Source organism: Seongchinamella unica (assembly GCF_004354085.1).
GTDB classification, from domain to species: Bacteria; Pseudomonadota; Gammaproteobacteria; order Pseudomonadales; family Halieaceae; genus Halioglobus; species Halioglobus unicus.
Genome location: NZ_SMSE01000008.1, coordinates 1 through 18,663 on the forward strand (window position 1 = coordinate 1; position 18,663 = coordinate 18,663).

16 protein-coding genes are annotated in these 18,663 nt (G+C 51.2%); 2 read left to right on the top strand and 14 right to left on the bottom strand.

Translation table 11 applies throughout. The features are described from left to right. Positions 1 to 807: 807 nt before the first annotated feature. The 11 genes from E2F43_RS19605 to E2F43_RS18915 form a co-directional block, all read right to left on the bottom strand. The gene (locus E2F43_RS19605; protein ID WP_133215672.1) at positions 808 to 1,506 is read right to left on the bottom strand and encodes a glutathione S-transferase family protein; all 699 of its coding nucleotides are present in this window, start codon (positions 1,504 to 1,506) and stop codon (positions 808 to 810) included. Between the two features lie 299 nt (positions 1,507 to 1,805). After that, positions 1,806 to 3,740, bottom strand: a complete 1,935-nt coding sequence (locus E2F43_RS18870) for an Ig domain-containing protein (protein WP_133215676.1) — start codon at positions 3,738 to 3,740, stop codon at positions 1,806 to 1,808. 429 nt (positions 3,741 to 4,169) lie between these two features. Beyond that, the gene (locus E2F43_RS18875) at positions 4,170 to 4,667 is read right to left on the bottom strand and encodes a hypothetical protein (protein ID WP_133215678.1); all 498 of its coding nucleotides are present in this window, start codon (positions 4,665 to 4,667) and stop codon (positions 4,170 to 4,172) included. 206 nt (positions 4,668 to 4,873) lie between these two features. Continuing rightward, positions 4,874 to 5,506, bottom strand: a complete 633-nt coding sequence (locus tag E2F43_RS18880) for a VOC family protein (protein WP_165954412.1) — start codon at positions 5,504 to 5,506, stop codon at positions 4,874 to 4,876. A 167-nt stretch (positions 5,507 to 5,673) separates the two neighbouring features. Next, entirely contained in the window at positions 5,674 to 6,198 is a 525-nt protein-coding gene (locus E2F43_RS18885; protein ID WP_133215682.1) for a hypothetical protein, read from the bottom strand. A gap of 386 nt (positions 6,199 to 6,584) precedes the next feature. After that, positions 6,585 to 7,877: a phosphatidylserine decarboxylase gene (locus E2F43_RS18890; RefSeq protein ID WP_133215684.1), complete on the bottom strand. Its 1,293-nt coding sequence runs from the start codon at positions 7,875 to 7,877 to the stop codon at positions 6,585 to 6,587. Positions 7,878 to 8,221: 344 nt separating this feature from the next. Continuing rightward, positions 8,222 to 8,692 (bottom strand): hypothetical protein, encoded by a 471-nt coding sequence (locus E2F43_RS18895; RefSeq protein WP_133215686.1) that lies wholly within the window; start codon positions 8,690 to 8,692, stop codon positions 8,222 to 8,224. A gap of 405 nt (positions 8,693 to 9,097) precedes the next feature. Beyond that, positions 9,098 to 10,024, bottom strand: coding sequence for a TauD/TfdA dioxygenase family protein (locus tag E2F43_RS18900; RefSeq protein WP_133215688.1), 927 nt, complete (start codon positions 10,022 to 10,024; stop codon positions 9,098 to 9,100). A gap of 40 nt (positions 10,025 to 10,064) precedes the next feature. Continuing rightward, positions 10,065 to 10,835, bottom strand: a complete 771-nt coding sequence (locus tag E2F43_RS18905) for a class II aldolase/adducin family protein (RefSeq protein ID WP_133215690.1) — start codon at positions 10,833 to 10,835, stop codon at positions 10,065 to 10,067. 118 nt (positions 10,836 to 10,953) lie between these two features. Next, on the bottom strand, positions 10,954 to 11,940 hold the full coding sequence (locus tag E2F43_RS18910) for an AraC family transcriptional regulator (protein WP_133215692.1): 987 nt from the start codon (positions 11,938 to 11,940) through the stop codon (positions 10,954 to 10,956). 226 nt (positions 11,941 to 12,166) lie between these two features. Beyond that, entirely contained in the window at positions 12,167 to 12,376 is a 210-nt protein-coding gene (locus tag E2F43_RS18915) for a DUF3820 family protein (protein WP_133215694.1), read from the bottom strand. Between the two features lie 635 nt (positions 12,377 to 13,011). Here E2F43_RS18915 and E2F43_RS18920 point away from each other — a divergent pair. After that, positions 13,012 to 13,602 carry a hypothetical protein gene (locus E2F43_RS18920; protein WP_133215696.1) on the top strand — a complete coding sequence of 197 codons (591 nt, stop codon included), beginning with the start codon at positions 13,012 to 13,014 and terminating at the stop codon, positions 13,600 to 13,602. 303 nt (positions 13,603 to 13,905) lie between these two features. Here E2F43_RS18920 and E2F43_RS18925 read toward each other — a convergent pair whose 3' ends face one another. Continuing rightward, positions 13,906 to 14,430 carry a hypothetical protein gene (locus E2F43_RS18925; protein WP_133215698.1) on the bottom strand — a complete coding sequence of 175 codons (525 nt, stop codon included), beginning with the start codon at positions 14,428 to 14,430 and terminating at the stop codon, positions 13,906 to 13,908. 349 nt (positions 14,431 to 14,779) lie between these two features. Further along, on the bottom strand, positions 14,780 to 15,310 hold the full coding sequence (locus E2F43_RS18930) for an outer membrane beta-barrel protein (RefSeq protein ID WP_133215700.1): 531 nt from the start codon (positions 15,308 to 15,310) through the stop codon (positions 14,780 to 14,782). A 318-nt stretch (positions 15,311 to 15,628) separates the two neighbouring features. Here E2F43_RS18930 and E2F43_RS18935 point away from each other — a divergent pair, with 318 nt between their 5' ends. Continuing rightward, a complete protein-coding gene (locus E2F43_RS18935) occupies positions 15,629 to 16,810 on the top strand; it encodes a DUF11 domain-containing protein (RefSeq protein ID WP_133215702.1) in 1,182 nt (393 codons plus the stop codon). 336 nt (positions 16,811 to 17,146) lie between these two features. Here E2F43_RS18935 and E2F43_RS18940 read toward each other — a convergent pair whose 3' ends face one another. Beyond that, entirely contained in the window at positions 17,147 to 17,794 is a 648-nt protein-coding gene (locus E2F43_RS18940; RefSeq protein WP_133215704.1) for a hypothetical protein, read from the bottom strand. Positions 17,795 to 18,663: the final 869 nt, after the last annotated feature.

Genomic DNA, 18,663 nt, shown 5'->3' on the forward strand with positions numbered 1-18,663 from the left:
TCGCTATTGTTAGTCATGGTGGTGATCTTCCTTCTGTTGTCGGATTAAGCTTCGCAACTCAATCTTATCAACTCGGGGGATCACCGCCCCTCTTCAAAAGTGCGAAAGATAATTTACGTTATCCCAGAAATAACGCCGGCCAAATAATCAGATAGTATTTGCCAATCAGACCCTCTGGCCGTTTTGAAGCGGAAGGTCCGTAGACAAACCCGAGTAGGCTGAGCATCGTGGCCCAGAGCGCTGCCTGGACACTCAGTAGACTGGATAATTCGCCTGGGGCAAAAAGTACAAGATCGGCAAGGAAGCAAACCACTGCCAGCAGAGCAAACACAATCCGGCCTGGCTCTAAAAGCGCCCCCACCCGTTCAAGTAAACTCTCCATGTTCCTTTCTGCGTCAGTCAACGCCCACAACATGGGCGCGCGCTTGTTGCGCGTCCCTTGCTTGTACTTGTTACTAACGCGCCTCCGTGAACCACGCCAATACAACGCTGCCGGAGCGAAAGCGCAGGCCAGAGCTTGTAATTGGTAGCCGCAAGGAAACTGCCCAAAGTTTCGCGCACCCTCAATGCTGGGGAGACGCACAATGAACGGAAAAGACGTTTCCGCGGAAACGTAAATTGGTTATAAGCCACGCCAGGAAAGAACAACGAGGAATATGCACCACGTGGAATGTTGGAGACCGGATGTCCATATCGCTGGTTCATGGTTCCAGTCTAGCTCACAACAAGATCAAGTTCGAACGTCGCGAAGCGCCCTTGCTGCCTTGACTTGTTATGGTGCATTACTATGGCCACTGAGTCCTCCACCTAGCTAACTGAAACGCAACCGCGTCGGTAAAGCCCTGGTGAAACTTCAGCATATTTCTCAGCCCTCTGAAATCCATTGCGAGACCGTAATCGCTCAAGATACGCTAAGGTTAATGGGGACGCTCCCGTGTCTAAATCCATGAGCCCCCAAGTGTGGAAGGTATGAAGGCTCCAGCCACACATTGTATCAGCGACACTAAAACCGCTTCGAAGAAGGTAGTCAGAGCCTCGCTCCTCAAAGTGAGATTCGAATCGGGCTACATTATCCCGAAATACGTGCTCCATGGGCTCGACAACGTGTGACCTAATTTCAGACAGGCTTTTCCCCAGCTGCATTAGTGAGGGAATTAGGGGAATCCGGAACGTAATGCAAGTCTCGGCCATCGCAATCCACTCCAATACTTCGATACGTTCCGAATCAATACCAAACATTGAGCGGCTACTTGCATACCGCTCCGCCAAGACTTGAGAAATTACGCCTGACTCACGGACCTCAAGGTTATCGATTTGTAATGTAGGGATCTTGCGTGACTGTGTTACGCCGTATTGACGCATTTGAGCGGCATAAGGTTTTCCCGGCTCGAGCATACATATTTCGAAGTCTTCCACATCCATCTCCTCCAAGAGCCAGATGCAACGAAACGATCTCGAGTGGACAACGCCAGGAACTGCAACGTGGAAGAGTCTGGGGTACGACATTCAATGCGCCTTCAATCTTGGGTCGAATGCGGGCTCTCGCCTGCGCCATAACAGCTTGTTATACGGAAAACTTCCGTTGAAAAAGCGAATTCTGATTTTTCATAAGCGGCAGCTTTGGGGACGAGAGCGGACGTTGAAAGCAGGATAGCAGAAAGTTCCCCGAATAGGCGAAAGGAGACCTTTGGCCAGATTTCACCCTGACGAAACAAAAAGGACCGCTCTCACCTCGTAGGGTACTAATTGCTGGCGTAGCCTCTCTGTTGTCTATCGGCCAGAAGCGGACGCCAGCAGTCCGTTAATCAATTGCTATTTTTACACTGATTGCGCAAGGAGCGAACGCCGACCACTCCCAGGGAAAGAGCCAGCAAGGCCGCCATCCAAACCGGGATTGGCACCTGCTCGGTTATTGAAAAAAGCACGGTAGCAAGCACAACGCCAGCACCGCTGCTCGTCTGGTAGGTCACCTGAATGCCGACTGAGCCGCAAGTACCCACGCTGCTAGCCTGACCTGAGATTACGCCAGTAGTGGAATCCAACACCAGCCCTGCTGGTAAACAACCGCTCACGACCGTGAATGTCGGCGCGGTGAGTGTTCCGGAAACGGCCGGTGCGACAGGTGGCACCGGTCCAGTAGCAATGCTCACGGGAGGATAAGTGATCGACACTGTCGTATTAACTTCCACCTCATTGCTCCAAGGTTCGCCCGTGCCGCCGACGGAGGCACGAACGAAGAACCAGACCGTGGCGGCGTCTGGAAGGCCGCTGATCTCACCCACGAGGTCCGTGGCACTGCTGCTGAACTGCGGTATCTGCGTCCCGGGACAGACTGCGGTCGTGGATGCCAGGTTGGGTGCAGAGCCAGAACCATAGCAAAGGTCGTAACCATTAATCCCTGGGGTTTTGGGTTGGGTCCACGCCAAATCGGCACGATTGGGGTCAGAGGGGTCGGTAGTGACAGCCAGGAAAGGAATGACGTGATTCTGAACTGCACCAATTGATCGCACTTCGGGTGCTCCATCGGTTCTTGGCGCATCGAGAATATCTGTAGTCAGGCGATTACCACGGGGATCAAGTAAGTCGTTCGCTCCCCCGATTCCTGCGTCTAGCACTCGATCCACCAATTGCGCACCACCCGAAGTAATCGGTGTGGCGAAGGAGGGGAAACTGAGTCCTATAGCCAGGCCTAGTGGCAATGCGTCTGCACCCGTCAGCAGATCAGGTGCAGATGCTCCGGTCAACGCTTGCAGGTCGATCGCTGTTTGAAGGGCAATTGGCTGAATAAAAGCCTGGTCGACATTCACAACGCCGCCCGACAGCTCTTCAATAAGCAGTGCGCCTTCGGAGGGGTGGAAGCTCGGGTCGACGTTCTGCACATGTAGGGCGGACTCAAGTAAATTTAGCGTTCCATACACCTGTACAGTAGATCGATTAACCGCACCGTCCGGTTGCCAGGTACACCGGGGGCGGCCAGTGGTGCCGAATGGAGAACACTCCGTCAGTGGGTAAATGATGCTGGAGGCGCGCACGTTTAACGTTGCACCCGCGCCTACGTAGATATTGTCGACGAACGTTAGCGTACTCATCTCACCCACTGCAGGTAGAACGAGAGAGTTCATCAGGTTGTGGGTTCCACTTCCGAGATAGAAAAGACCGCCGGCGTCCTCGATGCGAGTGGTCACGATATCGGAATCCCCGCGCCACGCTACTGCGTAGGCATTACGTGCCAGGCTCAGTGTGGAATCGTAGATTTCAAGTTTGCCGTCGCCACCGGCGATCAGAAAGTTCGGTGTGTTCAGATCGCTGTAATTAGTCCACTGATCAATGGTTGAAGACTCGAGCGTAACGTCTGCTGAACCCTCGGCGCTGATCACAGCTGTGTCGCATCGGTCCATATCCTGGAGATCTATGGCTTCAAGATTCTGGAAGGTGATCTTCGCGCCGTCGTGCACCAGCGCAACCTGCTTTATACGCGTCGCTCTTAAATCGTTGACTGTGACCTCGATGCCGCTGTTGTCGACCCCCCGCTCCCCGACCCTAAAAAGGCCTCGACTGAAACCAACAACCAGTGCCGTGCGCTCTGTCGATGGACAGTTTTGGTAGCTGAATGGCGTCACCTGGCCACTTGTAGTAACAAATTGATTGTTGCCGACAAATGTTGCGCCATTGGCCTCGATTGTGAGTGAATCTGTGACGTGCAGAATCGACTCGTCTGGGGTCATTGCGACGCCGTTCAACGTACAGTCATCCGTGATGACCAGTCCCGGCGTGATCGATATAGTATCCGGCCCCGGGTTTCCATTGGCGGTGGTAATTGCCTCATGCAACCCATCTGGGCCGATACAACTGGTGTTTGTAACGTTGATTTGGGCAGTCACGGAAACTGACGAGGCGAGGATTACGACGCCAAATATGCTAGCGGCAAAAAACTTTAGGTTCATAGGCCAGGTGTTTTATCAGGTGTTAACGGATGATCGTACCGCTTATTCCACGCTCTGAAAATGGCAGCCCCAGAAGAAAATCTTGGCGGCTATGACTTCCGCTTCGGCTCGGAAGCAGCCTTCAGAGCCAGTACAACCAAAACGGCAGGTGTTAGGCGAAAGCGGTCCGTTTAGGCCCTAGGACGGGCATTAGGCCAAAAAGGGGCCGCTTCCACCTCTCAGCAATCATTCAGTATTTTCATTTGCCCTTTTCTCCGCAATCTTTGGGCTCATGAACTTTACAAAATCTCGATCGAATCCATCTTGCGCACCCTCCCAATAGTACCGCACAAAGTCCGTCTGATACCAACCATATCCAACTCGGTCGAGGGCCTGGGGTTCTAAAACCCCGGCCTGCACATGCAGGTAGATATTTTCTACACGTCTCAGGGCCGATCTCAACGCCATGCCAAGCCTGATTAGATCTGGATAAGACATTTTGCTTTCGTCTGTATGGGCTTCGGGATCTTCATGTGTGAGGGCAAAAAGTTCTGCGATTCTGTCATCTGTGGCATAAGTCAGATTAATGGTAGTGTCTTGATCAGCAATTGCCTGCACAGTGGCAGTTCTAATAGCCTCTGTATTTTGCTGAATCTCAGTTCCTACAAAGATCAATGTAGCTATTACTCCAAGCGCTCCAGCAATCTCGGAAACTGCAATCCATTTACTTGATTTCATATTCACCCGATCCACCTTATCAAACTGCTAGTCAGCATAGACCGTTGACCGCTATTAGGCGAAAGCGGACTACTTGATCAAATATTAACCAACGATTTTTTCGACCGGGCTGATGACCGTTTTCACCTCGACAGGGACTGATTAGAGAATTCAGATTCGGACGTGTAGGCAGCCGCTTTGTACCAGGAGCTGCCGTCCGCAAACGGCATCGATTAGCTAAATATCACTTCACCGCGTGGGCAACTTATGTGCGCACTGATTTTTGGTAAAGCACCCGAACCTACCTTGACATCTAGCTCCAAAACCTCAGCGGCATTAGCCACTCTTTCTGGCTCCGGATGCTCCAGATTCAGCGCCAACAAAGTGGCTCCTTGTTTGCAGCGCGACGCTGGATGCGCAGTGTTGCCCCAGTCAATAAAGAAAGGCAACACGTTAACCTCATCTTGATGCGATTCGGCTTGAAAAGATAATTCCCAGGAAACTGTCTCACCTTCCGGAGTTATCCGAGACATTGAGATCGGCTCACTCAGGTGACAACCCGCTACTCTGACGGAATGTACGAAATGTCTTAGGTCTTCTCTGCGGGCTGCCCATGCAACAAGCCGCGAGGTCTCGTGCTGGCCGATACCGAATGGCCTTAGACCCTGGAAATCTGGCCGCTCAGGATCAGGTGCAATAATTTCAATGTAACAACTAGGGCCTAGAGCTATATGTGCGTTGCAGGTGCCCATATCAGGATGGCGCCCACCGAAAACGGCAGATACTGACAACAAATCCTCAATTTGCTCTATACCTTCGTTTAGGTCTCTAGTGGCGAAAACAAGATGGTCGGTGGGGCTAGGCATCAGTGAGAACTCCAGCATTTTGTTCTTTTGTATAGTCCGCTTTGTGCCAATTGCGGTCGGTGAGTAAGGCCAAGCAAATCAGCTATTTGTTTTGGTATTGAACCATCAAGAGTAACGTTGAAGCCGGAGGCTTTGTCCGAGCCAATGAAATGAAAGAATTTCAATTGTTATACAGCTTTATTTTTAACTTCTCTTTTATTGAGAACGTCTTCTACCATCTGAACGAATGGCTTCGGATACATTTGCATGTTTGTTTTCCACCATTGTCTCCCTCCGACTGTGTCCAGAAATTTCATCAAAAAGTTCGCTTGATCTGGTAGGTAGTCTGCATCGGCAATTTCAAGCTTTATTTGTTCCATGAACTTAACCGAGACGCCAGCAATTATTGGCCCCATCGCTAAGGAAAAGCGCATCTTGGATTCTGGGTCAAGCTCCACGTAGTTTGCCAAGCCTTTGTAAAAGATACGGCTCAGCTCATTGCTTTGAGCTACGATTAGCATTGGATCGCTTTGGCGGTCAGAAGTAGCCATTGCCTGAGCGATTGCAACTTGATGATTTTGTTCCAGTTGACGCGTATTGTTTTTGAGTAATGACGAGTTTTGACGAACTTGAAAGGCTAAAAATCCAAGTGTTGCAATTACTCCCACGGCCCCGACCATCTCTCCAATAGCCGCTATTGCTTCCCAGTTCATCTCGACTCTTCCATTATTGTTGATTACGGTAGGGTAGCTGAACAGTCTCGGAATGTCTCAAATGCGTCGAAAACGGCCGTCGCCCCAACTCGGCCCGCATGTCGGAAAGTAGGCGAAAGGGGACCCTGGAAGCGGCTCTGGTCAAATTTTGATCAAGGGGTCCGCTTTCACCTCATGGCGGTCACTGGCCCTTTAGAACAGATAGCAGCACATAGCGTGGGGGCATTGCTTTGTTTGAGGTGAAATGGCTGTTTTTGCCCGCATTGAACTCATAGTAGACTTTGGATGACAGCCGGATTTCGGGGTATTGAGGGCAGCAATCGGCCAGAAGCTGTATCCACGCCGCGCGGCGCGAGCCCGAAGCGGGCATGGACCGAAATCGCGATCTACGGATTGGCTTCCAGCTTCATATTTCCGAGACGCTCGCCCATCAGGAGATGCCCGTAGTCACCGCCGTCCTTTTCCGGGGCCTCGATCGTAAAGTTCACGCCTTTCTGGAATAGCATTACGAAATCGGAGCCACCGAATGCGAAATGGCCGAGCATATCGCCTTTTTCTACAACGGCTCCCGGTTTTACGGTGTCCTCGAAGCTGACCGAGGAAACGGCGGACATGCCGATCGGCAGAAGGGCCACCAGTCCGAAAGCGCCTGTGTCCAGAACAACAAGGCCTCTGGTTTCCACACTCTGCCAGCCAAGGCGTGATCCTGGATTGAAGGCGTAGCGTCTATTACTGGCATCCCACCACACGCTGCCTCCGCTGGGGTTGATTCCGGGAATAATGCTGACCTCCTTCACTGTACCCGCCAACGGGAAGTGGTAACGGTGATAGTCGTTCACGTCCAGAAACGAGTGGGTCATGCTACCCCCCGCGAAGGCATCGCGGTATCCGCTGTTTTCGCCCAGCAAGGCCCGGATGGAACGTACACTCGATGACTTGATCGGTGCGCCGTCCTCGACCACCAGCATTGAGTCGTCGTCTATGGCCCATACCCCCTGGGGCGTCGAATCTGCGTAAGAAACTACGACAGAATTGTCTTCCGGCTCGGCGATCGGGCGCTGTGCGGGAGAGCGCAGATACCGTGCGAAAAAGTCGTTGAACGTGCTCCAGTTCGACGGGGCTTCGTACCACCCGTTCTGCAAACCATAGGCAGGATTCTCAAGGGCCAGTTGGTAGTTTCTTTCATTCCAGGATTCTTCCGTGTCCAAGTAGCTGCCCCAGGACCGACTGAAGCTCACGATCCAGGACGCAAACGGCTCTGCATACTGCAGCGAATCATTTACCAGACCCCGCCCTTCCAGTTGCGGCAGTGACTGATCCACCAGGAAATGGAAATAGACCAAGCTTTGAAACGTGTCGTCATAGATGTCGGGGTAGTCTTTCTGATAAAGCAATGACCATGGCATGGCCGTTTCAGCCCAGGAAACGAACTCTAGATAGTCGTCGACGGACTGCACCGGATTACTATTTCCGTCCGGGTTTATCTGTTTTGCTTTTTCGATAGAAGCCGCAAGCATCTCCCTAACCTGGGGGGCGCTTTCGAGAAGCTCCGCCAGCTCTGCGGCTGCACCGCCCAGTGGCTGCTGCGCATCCTCAGCGTAGGCGCCAGGTTGGAACCCCGTGAACATCAGGATTACCAGGGCCACAATGGATATCGATTTGACCAGAATTCCTTTCATTTGCTCCTGTGCTCGTAATTGTGTGGGCTGCGCAGCATCATCTCATGGCACGCCAGGTGATTCAGCAGGCTGGCAATCCGGCCGCCCCCGTTCTTCCGTCTACATGAGCCTGCTCTGGGGCTCCGCTCCGGGTCCATAGCGGGCATCAATGTTTATCTTAGCCGACTGTCGGCTGTAGGCGAAACCCCACACTTGCAACTCGACTTCAACAGGCTACCCAGGGTGGGAAGCCGCCATCGAATTCTTCCGGGACGAACGTCTCAAAGTATTCCAAAGCTGACGTTGGAGGTGTAGCTCAAAAATCTGCTAGAGAAGACCCTTGTAAGTTCCAAAGACGGCCCGGATTAGCGGGTAATGTATTCTTCCTTTTCGAGGCTATCCACGTAATCGCAAAAATCGGCGGCGTAGTTCTGTTTGCGTAGTTTCCAGATGTGTTGAAATGACGGTGCTCCCATCGGTCGAATGTATTCCCTGGAAAGGGCAGCCCAGACGCGCGTGTCGAGATAACCATCCCTGTTTTCGAGAAAGGCGTTTTCCCAGGCACGAAAGAAGTTAGTGATTACTATGATCAAGCGCACAGATTCTGGTTCGGTAATGCTTGCGTAAGATTCGTTGGCGCGCACAAAGATGCTCGTCATATCTTCAGTAGCGAAAATCTCCGTAACTTCACGCAGTTCGCGTGACATATCGTGGAGCGCGGAGAGCCTAGACTGCTTGTTTTGTCCGCGGATCTGCACGGCTAGGTAAAGCAGAGAGATTACTACTGCCGCCGCACCGATAGTCTCACCAATTGCTCCGATTGCATCCCAATTCATGGCTTTTCCATCGTTATTAATATTGACAAAGGATATACCGAAGTCGCTCGATAGACGAAAGCGGACCTTTTGAGGCCAAAATCGGCCCTGGCGGGTGAGAGCCCGCCTTCACCTCTTCTGCGACATTTTGGTTATACCCGGGCATGACGGATACTCAGAAAAGAGTGGATAATTACCACTTAAGAGAGGTATCCCATGTCCCAAAGAAGACGGTACTCGCCTGAGTACAAACAAGAAGCCGGCCGCCTGGTGCCATATCCTTTGCCGACGTACAGTGTGGCCTGCGCCTGAGGATGAGCGGAAACGTCCTCTCGGCGGTATTGGAGAGATCAAGCTTGTTCATTAACTGCCTCGGGAGTGAATATCATCAGATGCTGTTGTTTGAACTACCGATCAAGCGCCGCCTCATTCTGAAGTTAGTGAACGGCCCAGAGTAATATCACCTTCGATAGTGGTGCGGTTAATGACCCGTTTGATACCGGGCTTGGTGCCCGTTGTACAGTGCATGGCCCGCCAGTTATCCCAGAGCACCATATCGCCTTCACGCCACTTATGGAAATAGGTGAACTCCGGCTTCTTGCCATGTGCTACCAATCGCTCCAGCAGTTCAATGGACTCGTCATTAGACAAACCAAACTGCTGTGGGGTAACGACCCGGTCCAGGAACTGCTCAACCACCTCAAGTATTTTACGGCCACTAATAGGGTGGGTGACAACAGCGGGATAAACCGCGTCGGAGAAATCCGGAAAGTTAACATCGGCCGGTTTTTTCGGACTATAGGGGCCAGGTTCATAGCCTTCCAGGTCCACATAGCGCATGTGGCGACGCTGCATGCTAAAGCTGTAGGCAACTTCCAGTTTTTCCAGTAGCGCTTTGGTGTCATCGTCCAGTGCGTCATAGGCCTTGGCTAGATCACCAAACCCGGTTAGGCCATCTTCTTCGGCCACTACCACCGCACGCAAGAGTGCGCCATGATTCGGGCGAGCCGTGTAGTGCAGATCCATGTGCCAATCCAGGCGCCCGACAATCTCTTCACCCTTATAGTAGGCGGTGAAGAATTTATCTTTGTCACCGCCGTTTTCCAGAACAAAAAGTTCGGGATACTGACCACTGGTGGTTGCCTCTAGCGGGTGCATTTCCAGCGGGCCAAAAATCCGGCTGAACTCTATTTGTTTTTCTGGGCAAATGTCCTGATCGCGAAACAGTAAAATTGCATGTTGATACCAGAGCGCCTTCAGTTCGGCTTTGATCTCGTCGGTAAGCGGATCATTGATGTTAAAGCCGGAGACTTGCACACCGACGTTATCCAGAGCTGTAACAGTAAGAGTCATGACGAGTTCCTTGATTAATCCCAACTGTGTGCGGGCAGGTTTACTCCATTATGCTGGGATCAAGGCGCAATTCCCTGCGCGCCATTGCTTCCCAGCAAAAGGGAAAGCCATTCGCATCAGTAATCCCAACTTTTTCGATTTGTTCGGTGCTAAGAGGCTCTGCGCCGCCCGCCAGCTCAACTTCATAGGCGCGCTTGCAGCGCCATTCCAGGGTAATGGCACGCAGATGGGCCTGGCGTAAATCTTTGGCTACGACCAGTGAGCCGTGATTGGCGAGCAGCGCCCATTTGGCATTTCCCAGTGCCTCTGCTGCTGACAGGCTGCTTTTCTCGTTCTCAAAAGTGCCAGTGTATTCGTTATAGATGGGCAGCTCCGCCCCGCAGTGTGCGCCAGTTTGATCGTATACTGGAGGCACGCGCTGAAGGTTGGCCCAGATGCCGCTCCATCTGGCATGGTTGTGGATGACTACGTTAACCTCGGGGCGCAGGTCGTGTAATTGAATGTGCAAACCTATAGCAGGGGTGATATTCCACTCCCCGTCAATAATTTTGCCTTCTGAGTCCAGCGTCATAATGTCACTGGCCGTCAATTCGTCCCAGGCCAACTCCCAGGGGTTAGTCAGAATCGTGCCGTCTGGCTGGCGGTAGGTAATATGCCCGGCAATGTGCTCGTTCCAGCCTTCCTTGAACAGCATTCGGCACATCAAGGCGACGCAAGCTTTTTCGCTCAATGGAGGCAGTAATGGTCGGCGACCGGGCATTGGCGCAAATTGCTCCACCATTGCTTGATTCAATCCGTCAAATTTATTCATCCTGCTTATACCTCGGCACCAATTTCAGAAATATCCTACCGGAGTGATAGTAGTTCATACAGGCGGTGCTGACAGCGCAAATCAGGCCAAGTTTATGTCCGATTACGCCAGTGTCCGGTCAGCCGAAAATAGCATTGCGGTAGCGCTTGGGGGAATGCCCGGTCCACTTCTTGAATGCCCTCTGAAAGCCGGAGCTGTCTGCATAACCAAGCGAGTGTGCAATTTGAGTGACCGATAGGGTGGGGTCACTCAAGTAGCGGCGCGCATGTATCTCGCGTACCTGGTCAAGCAGTTGCTGGTATGTCCATCCTTGTTCCAGCAACTTCCGACTGAGTGTTCTGCTGCTGGAGTTCAGTTTCTCGGCGACTTGATCGAAACGCAGGGGATCGGCCGGGTTGTCGACAATCATCTGCCAGACTCGCCAGGCGACAGCGCCCTGATTGCGTGAGATGCTTTTTCGTTCACACATGGCCTCATACAGTGCGGCACTTCGTGGACTCGCCTGCGGTAGCGCCTGGTCCAGAATCGAGGCATCGAAAAAGAGCTGGGTTGCAGCCGAGTCAAACTGAATTGGGCAATTGAAAATGGTCTCGTAAAGCGCTGCGTGTGGCGGGGCGGGATAATCGCAACGCAGACGTGTAATCGGTAGGTTTTTACCCAAAACCCATCGACAAGTGGTGACTATATTCGCCAGGATGTCTTCAACAGCGAGTAGGCGCAGTTCTCCCAGGCTTGCCTGTGCCTGAATTTGGTAGCACCCTTCACCCTTTAGCTCGCTGAATGAAGTTACGATTTGCCCACCCGAAAAACGGCCAGAGTAGTTCTGGTAGCGCAGGCCCACAGTACTTGATTCCCGTAATGTAGCGCTGGACATCATCAGGTAGGCCAGCTGATCGAGCGTTGCCATTGAACGATGCAGGCCGATTCGCAGGCCCAAAGCACTGTCTTTGCTCGCCAATTGAGCATCTCTGAGAACGCCCTGGTGTTGTTCTGCAGTGACCGCGCTGTCCGGGTCCTGTAATTGCGCAGCTCCTATATTATTTTTCTTCGCTAGCGTCTCAGTGTTAAGGCCCTGGGAAGACAAAAAGTCGAACAACCAGATCATGTAACGTGCATCTGTATTGATGGCAAAAACTCCAGCTAATATTGGCACAATGGCATGGCCAGGCGAAGCGCTGCAGTGCAGGATAGGCACACAATGCAGCGACTAATGGCACAACGCACGACCGGGCCAATCCCGCTCGAGAATAGCATATCGGTGCTCCGACCAGACCTGGTTACGCAGAAGAAGCCTAAACAACTGAAAGATGTTCGAAGGTTGGTGGTCTCTGCTAGTGCTGGAAACGTCGAAGCATTCCCTCCAGCCCGTTGAGCTTTACTTCGTAGATCAAGGCCAGTTGTGATCCCAGCTTGCTCTGAGGAAAGCCCTTGCTGTGGTACCACACCAGATAGTGTTCGGGCAGGTCTAGTAGCTGCCGGCCCTTGTACTTGCCATAGGGCATTACCTGATTGATTGCGTCCAGCAGATCTTTGTTATCCATCTAGCCCTGAATATTGTCGCGCGAATATTGAATGGAACCCCCGGAGAGATTCGAACCGGTAGGCCGCCTCGCGGAACGCCGTCCGCTCCCGCCAACTGGCCGAAGGCCGCCCCGCTGAACCTCGTTACTCTAACCAGCTGAGCTACGGGCTTACTATACACCCACCGACAAAAGGCAGCAGCACTTGCCTTAAAGGCAACAGTTGTAGTCTCTATAATTCCACAAATCCACAGGAGTCGATCCGTCTGGCAAGATACCAAGTTGCTAGTGGCGCCTTTGGCCATGCTGTACACGCTCTGAAAGAGTTGGCCTCCGCGAAAAGCAGACATTCTGCAAGGGTGTCGCTTGATCATGGAATACCTCTGCTTCTACCTCATAAGGAGCATTCTCTCCCTGATAAAGATAGGTTTGATCCTGAAAATATAGCTCTATCCTATTAGCAAGTCGGAGGTAATGCCCAAACGATCTTTCACAGCTATTCATGTAATGCATAGTCTTAAGAGCGAACCCACCGCATTTCTCGGTGGTCTTGCCGCCGAAAATACCAATTAGTTTTACCTAACGGGTTCACGTTATGCGCCGAACGGGTACCGCTTTATTGGTGCCTGATCGTCCTTAATATGGGAGAAATTAACATGAATACAGGAAATAGAGTCTCAACATTTCTAGCTGCGCTTGCATTTTGCAGCCAGTTACACGCACAAAGCAGCCTCAAAGAGACCATTGATGTGGTTGGGCAAGGAATGGCGGGCCCAGTTGTATCAGAAAATGGAGCTACCTTGATACGCACAAAGAACGGCATAACGGCATCTCTAACGATGCCGACGCCAGTATCCGGTTCCTATAATTATCCGGCGGGCAATGCATTCCAGCCACTGGTATTCGCCGGACATCCCGAAGCCTTCACCGGCTGGATGTTTGTATTCAATAATCCAGAGGGCTGTACTGACCCATGCAACGGGGACGATCTGGGAGACACCCCGGCGAGAGGAGGAGCCTTCAACTTCGCAGGGCACGCTGTAGGCGGCTCTACGCTGAATCTGACAGGTCATGTTTCAAAAATGTCTGAGCCGTTTGCGGGAGCGTCAATTGATAATCCTTTTGGAGCCGAAGTCCACCTCGCAGTTGCTCCCCATGGTGGCTTACAGCCCGACTTACTACCTACACAGATAACGTTCCCTATTGGAACATCTGCCGAGTGGTGGTTGGCAATTTTTCTACCTTGAAGTACTTTTAACACGGGAAAGGCAGATACCTTCCTCGCCTTTCCCGGGGTAACTGATGTCTAGACCCATATTTATGGGCCTATGGTGTTGATCGCGCATTACTTAATGACGTCTACAGGCAGAGCCGGGGCACTCTATAGGATAATCATAGCCAGCTCTCGTGGCCGTTCCCAGACGCAAGGGGACGTTTGGCTAGAAATTCCGATGTGAGAAGTGAAAACCTCCGCTTTCACCTTACTTCCGACATTTTGAGAAAAACTAAGGAATCCATCAATGACCAGAATTGTGTTGGAAATCTTGAAACTATTGGGTTTTTCCTTCAGGGCTATTTTTGAATCTTTCGGCGAACCTGACCCCTTCGGTATCTTCTGAAGTCTGTTCGAGGAGACTGTCAATCTGCTCTCGGAATGAATCCGAATACAGGTTTGATTCACTAGCCCAGTATTCTCTATACGCCCCAATCTCAAATAGGGCTACCAAGTTTTTACGGAAACCCGACCATTCCTCCTCGGTTAGCAGACCCTCTCGCACTTGGTAGTAGATATTCTCCCAGTGCCGCATATCGCGATAACAACGTCCTTGCATACGAAGCATTTCGACGGCGTTCAGCTCTTCTCCGTTCAGATGTTTAACGAAAATCTCGGCCATGTCGGCATTATCGATTACGTCTTGACTTAAGGCTTGTGCAGATTCAGCAATCGCATTGCGCGTGGTGGCCTTGGCAATCTTAGTTGCCTGCCTGATTTGAGTTGCTAGGTAAACAAGAGATACCACAACAGCAACCGCCGCGATGACCTCACTCACGGCTCCAATAGCAGCCCAGTCCATTGTTTATCCTCTAGGTTTGAAACGCTCTACAAGCACGACTTTCCCAAGCCCGGAATTAAAGAGAGTCCAGTTTCGCCAACAAACTGCCCTATTACTCAGGATAGTCCATGAGTCACGAAATAGGCGAAAGCGGACTCCTGGCCAGAAATCACCACAATGTTGATGAAAGGGTCCGCTTTCACCTCATAGCGGCTATATAACTTCGACGCATGTGCCGCACATTTCGACTGAACAAGGATTCGCCGACTCACATACGGGGTTAATCACCGATTGAGCTGGGCCGGAAGAATGTGAATGAAAGAAGACCCCTGCCGGAGCCCTCTTTTAGGGCTGGATCGAGCTGCAGAGATTAGAACTTGATCAATGCACCGATGGAAAACAGATCAATATCATTGTCAATATCATACCACTCCCACTCCCCGACAACGCCGAACCGGTCAGTGAACATATATTGAGCGCCGAGGCCATATACGAGGTCGGTGCCATCGTCGTCAATACCGGAAGCAGCACCACTCCCTTCGACATCCCACATAATCATGCCGAGCTTGGCGAACACGCTGAACTGCTCGGTGAGCGGCAGCATGCCCTTCCCTGCGAGTACCCAGCCGTCTACTTCGGCGCTGACTTTTGATTCGCCAATGGATCCACTGACTTCACCAAAATCCACCCAAGCGGCCTCAATGGCGATATTCCGATTAAATTCCCAACCGCCGAAGACCTTCCAGCCCGTATCCTCATCGTCGCATTTGGTGAGACCATCGCACCCATCTATGGTTGCCTGCCCGATGCTCGCACCCGCATAGAAGCCATTCTGAGCGAGCGCAGTACTCGTCATGCCCAACGTCAACAAAATTGGGCCAATAAGTTTCGTTTTGTTCATGATCTGCTCCTGGTGGCAACCCTGTTAGAATACTTCGGATAAACTCTCTAGACTAGCCGTGTATAGATACCGCAATTATATACATCTTCCGGCCGCCTGGGAAATACGAATCAGCGCTCTGGATGTAGCGAAACAGGCCGCATATAGGCGAAAGAGGACATTATGCCCGCCTCATAGCGGTCGCGAATAGAAAAGCAGACATTGCGAGTTCTAGGCATCGAGCTTTCCCTTTTCTGTTGGGATTGATCCTAGTCAAAGCGAACTACCGAGCTTTTCTGTTAGCGTGATTTCGTGGGCTTAGATTTTGAGTGGGTAACCATGGCAACTCAAAGGTTCTGGGTAGTGATTGTTGGTGTTTTGCTCTTCTGGTGCGTGCTGTCAAAAGCGTGGGCTTCCTACGATATTTCGATTAACAAAGAAGTCAACAACCCTAATCCTACCGGCCCGGATCAAACCATTGAATTCAAAGTCACTGTAGAGCACCTTCGCGGTGCCTCCGTCGGAACAGTGGTAATCAGGGACAAGCTTCCATCGGCACTGCGTTTACCTGATGTAATGGTACCTTACGTTTCTGCTGGAAAATACGATATTGATTCTGGGGAGTGGGTGATCGAGTTGCTTCAAGAGGGGCAGCGCGAAGTACTCATCATTCCGGCCGTATATAGCGATGGAAAGCAATCCCCGTGTGCCGTCAATATCGCCAAATTTATTAGTAGTAGTGACTTTGACGCCAGTAACAATGAAAGCCGAGTAGCACTGCGAGCTCCTGGGGTCGAAGCCTGCGTAGATTTGTGGATATCCGCTTCGAAAGAGGTCGATGTCAAGGACCCTTGTGATCCAGATAAACAGCTAACATATACCTTTGATGTGACTAATGCCGGGCCAGATGATGCTCGCAATGTGAGGTTCTCGATAGCAGAAATCGGTCAATTCAAGATGCCCGGACTCCGCTTTATATCCTCCGGATGCACAGGGTTCGAGTGCGGTATTGAATTACTTCGTGCGGGCGATACTCATAGTTTTATAGCACAATCCAAAGTATTCAGTGCACAACCTGTAGACGGACACTCGCTAAGAATGTCGGCGACGACGGAAAGTAATGACTACGCCACAGAAAACAATAGTAGTGACCACAAATTTCAATTTGGGGGCAATGAGGGGTTTTGCCTTGGTGGAGGTGGATCAGGTGGCGCTGCAAGCTGTTTCATTGCTACTGCTGCGTATGGTTCTCCACTCGATGAGCGAATTACTGTGCTGCGCCGTTTTCGGGATCGGTGGCTTCTAACCAATGCGCCGGGAAAAGCTATTGTTAAAAATTACTATCGGTACTCACCGGCTTTTGCTAAAAGGATTGCAGAGAAACCAGTACTGCGGGCATTGGTGAGAGCTTTTCTTTACCCGATAATATTCGTGCTTAGCTATCCCTTGAGCTCTCTGAACAGTTTGATGCTATTAGCATTATGTATACTTTGGCGACAAAGACTGCGTGCTTCCCTGTAGGAGAAAGCGGAACTTTTACGGTCAAAAACCTCTCTGGAGGGTGAGAGGTCCGCTTTCACCTCATTTGCGCCATCTAGCGATGCAACTCCTGCGAGCCTCCAATGCCGGACACAGAGCGGGAAAGCGAGGGCTATCGTCGAGTTGCTTACGAGAGCCCATTAAGAGTGGATGGTTGCTGATCGAGCAATGTCGCTGGTGAACCGGGGCCGCTTTGTTTGGTGGTACAATTACTGGCAAATTTTGGCTGCCGACGTCCGCACCGTCTAGAATAGACCAAAGCTAATGTGTCCTGCAAAAGCCCAGCTACGATACTCGATCTAGCAGAAACTACCTGGTTTATGGCACGTCGATGTACTCACCCGCGATCGAAAATGACCCATCACGACGGCCATCGAAAAACTGTGCCCAGGTTAGCCTTCCTACGACCTGAGTACCGGGAGGGAGCGTAATCTGAGTGTGAAACCCCTTGCCGGATATCGCAAGTTGGGGGTCAATTGCTTCTAATAATCCGAATTGAAAGGACTGCGACAACAATGTATTTCCATTCGTGTCATTTTTCCGAAATTCCAGTGTCGCCCCAACAGGCTCAGGTGGCGGATTAACAAAAAGCGAACGGCTCCGAAAAGAGACGTGCTTTATCACAAGTTGCTTGCCTTCCGGGACAGAGTACCTACCTTCCGCGCTTTCACAGACCGGTATGCTTCCGACGCATGCTTCGAAGCGACTGCCAATAAAGAGTGTACTCGCCCCTTGCTCATTCAGGCTTATCGACGCTTGGATCAGTACCGGCATTGGAGCGATGCCGCCCTGAACTTTAACGGGAATGGGGTTTGACTGCGTGTTGATGACATTCACGTCCGGTGTCGGAGGCTGCGCTAACGAAATATTGCTAGTCAACAAGGAAAGAGCGCAAAACAGCAGACCGTTATATTTAATCATGACGATTTTCTCTCCAGAAGTTGGCGCCAAATCAGAATTGAGCACCGTAAGCCCGATTTCCTCTAGCTAAGCTTTGCAGCAACTCCGCTTCAGAAAATTAATAATAGTCAAAGTGATGCGCGTCGTTAGACGAAATTGATATGAGCAATATCTTTTTTTATATGAGCATTAATTAACTAACTAACGCTTCTGCAACATTGACCGAACCTCTAAGATTGACCTCAAATCTCTGCTCCTAGGCGAAAGCAGACATTCGAGGGTCTTAATCGGCCCAGGTATCCAGAAGGGCCCTCTATCACCTCACAGAGGTCACTAATTCTTGGGGTGCCTAACGCTCCACATGAATATCAAGGCGGCGAACATTCCTGACGACCACAATATTCTGACGATCCATACTCTTGCTGACGCGTTGAACGGTAGCTGAATTTCTGAGGCTTGTAGCAATTCTCGCCCAACTGAAGATGCGCTCTGCCCAAGAATCGAAATCATGAACAACTCCCAGGCACAAGCAAACACGAAAATCAAAGTCGCTAGCGTGAGTTGAAATCTGGTCAGCTTAGATCCCACGACGTAAGCAACAGCGAAATAGGCGAAAACGATAGTTAGATAGATTGAAATATGAGTCGCCTGAACATCAGCTATCGCCATCACTGCCTGCGTTATTTGTAGCTCATGACTATTCATCGAAAGCTCAATCCAAAGTATTTGGGATAAGGATAGACCGATGTCTTAAAATAGGCGAAAGGAGACCTTTGGCCAGATTTCACCCTGACGAAACAAAAAGGACCGCTTGTAGTGGTCAACTAATCCCGGACAGTAGTTTAGGATTTTCCTCTGCTTCAGCAGGGGGTAATCCACCGTTGTATTGATGCGGTCGCTGCCAGTTGTAGTAGCCCATCAGGTATTGGCCGATA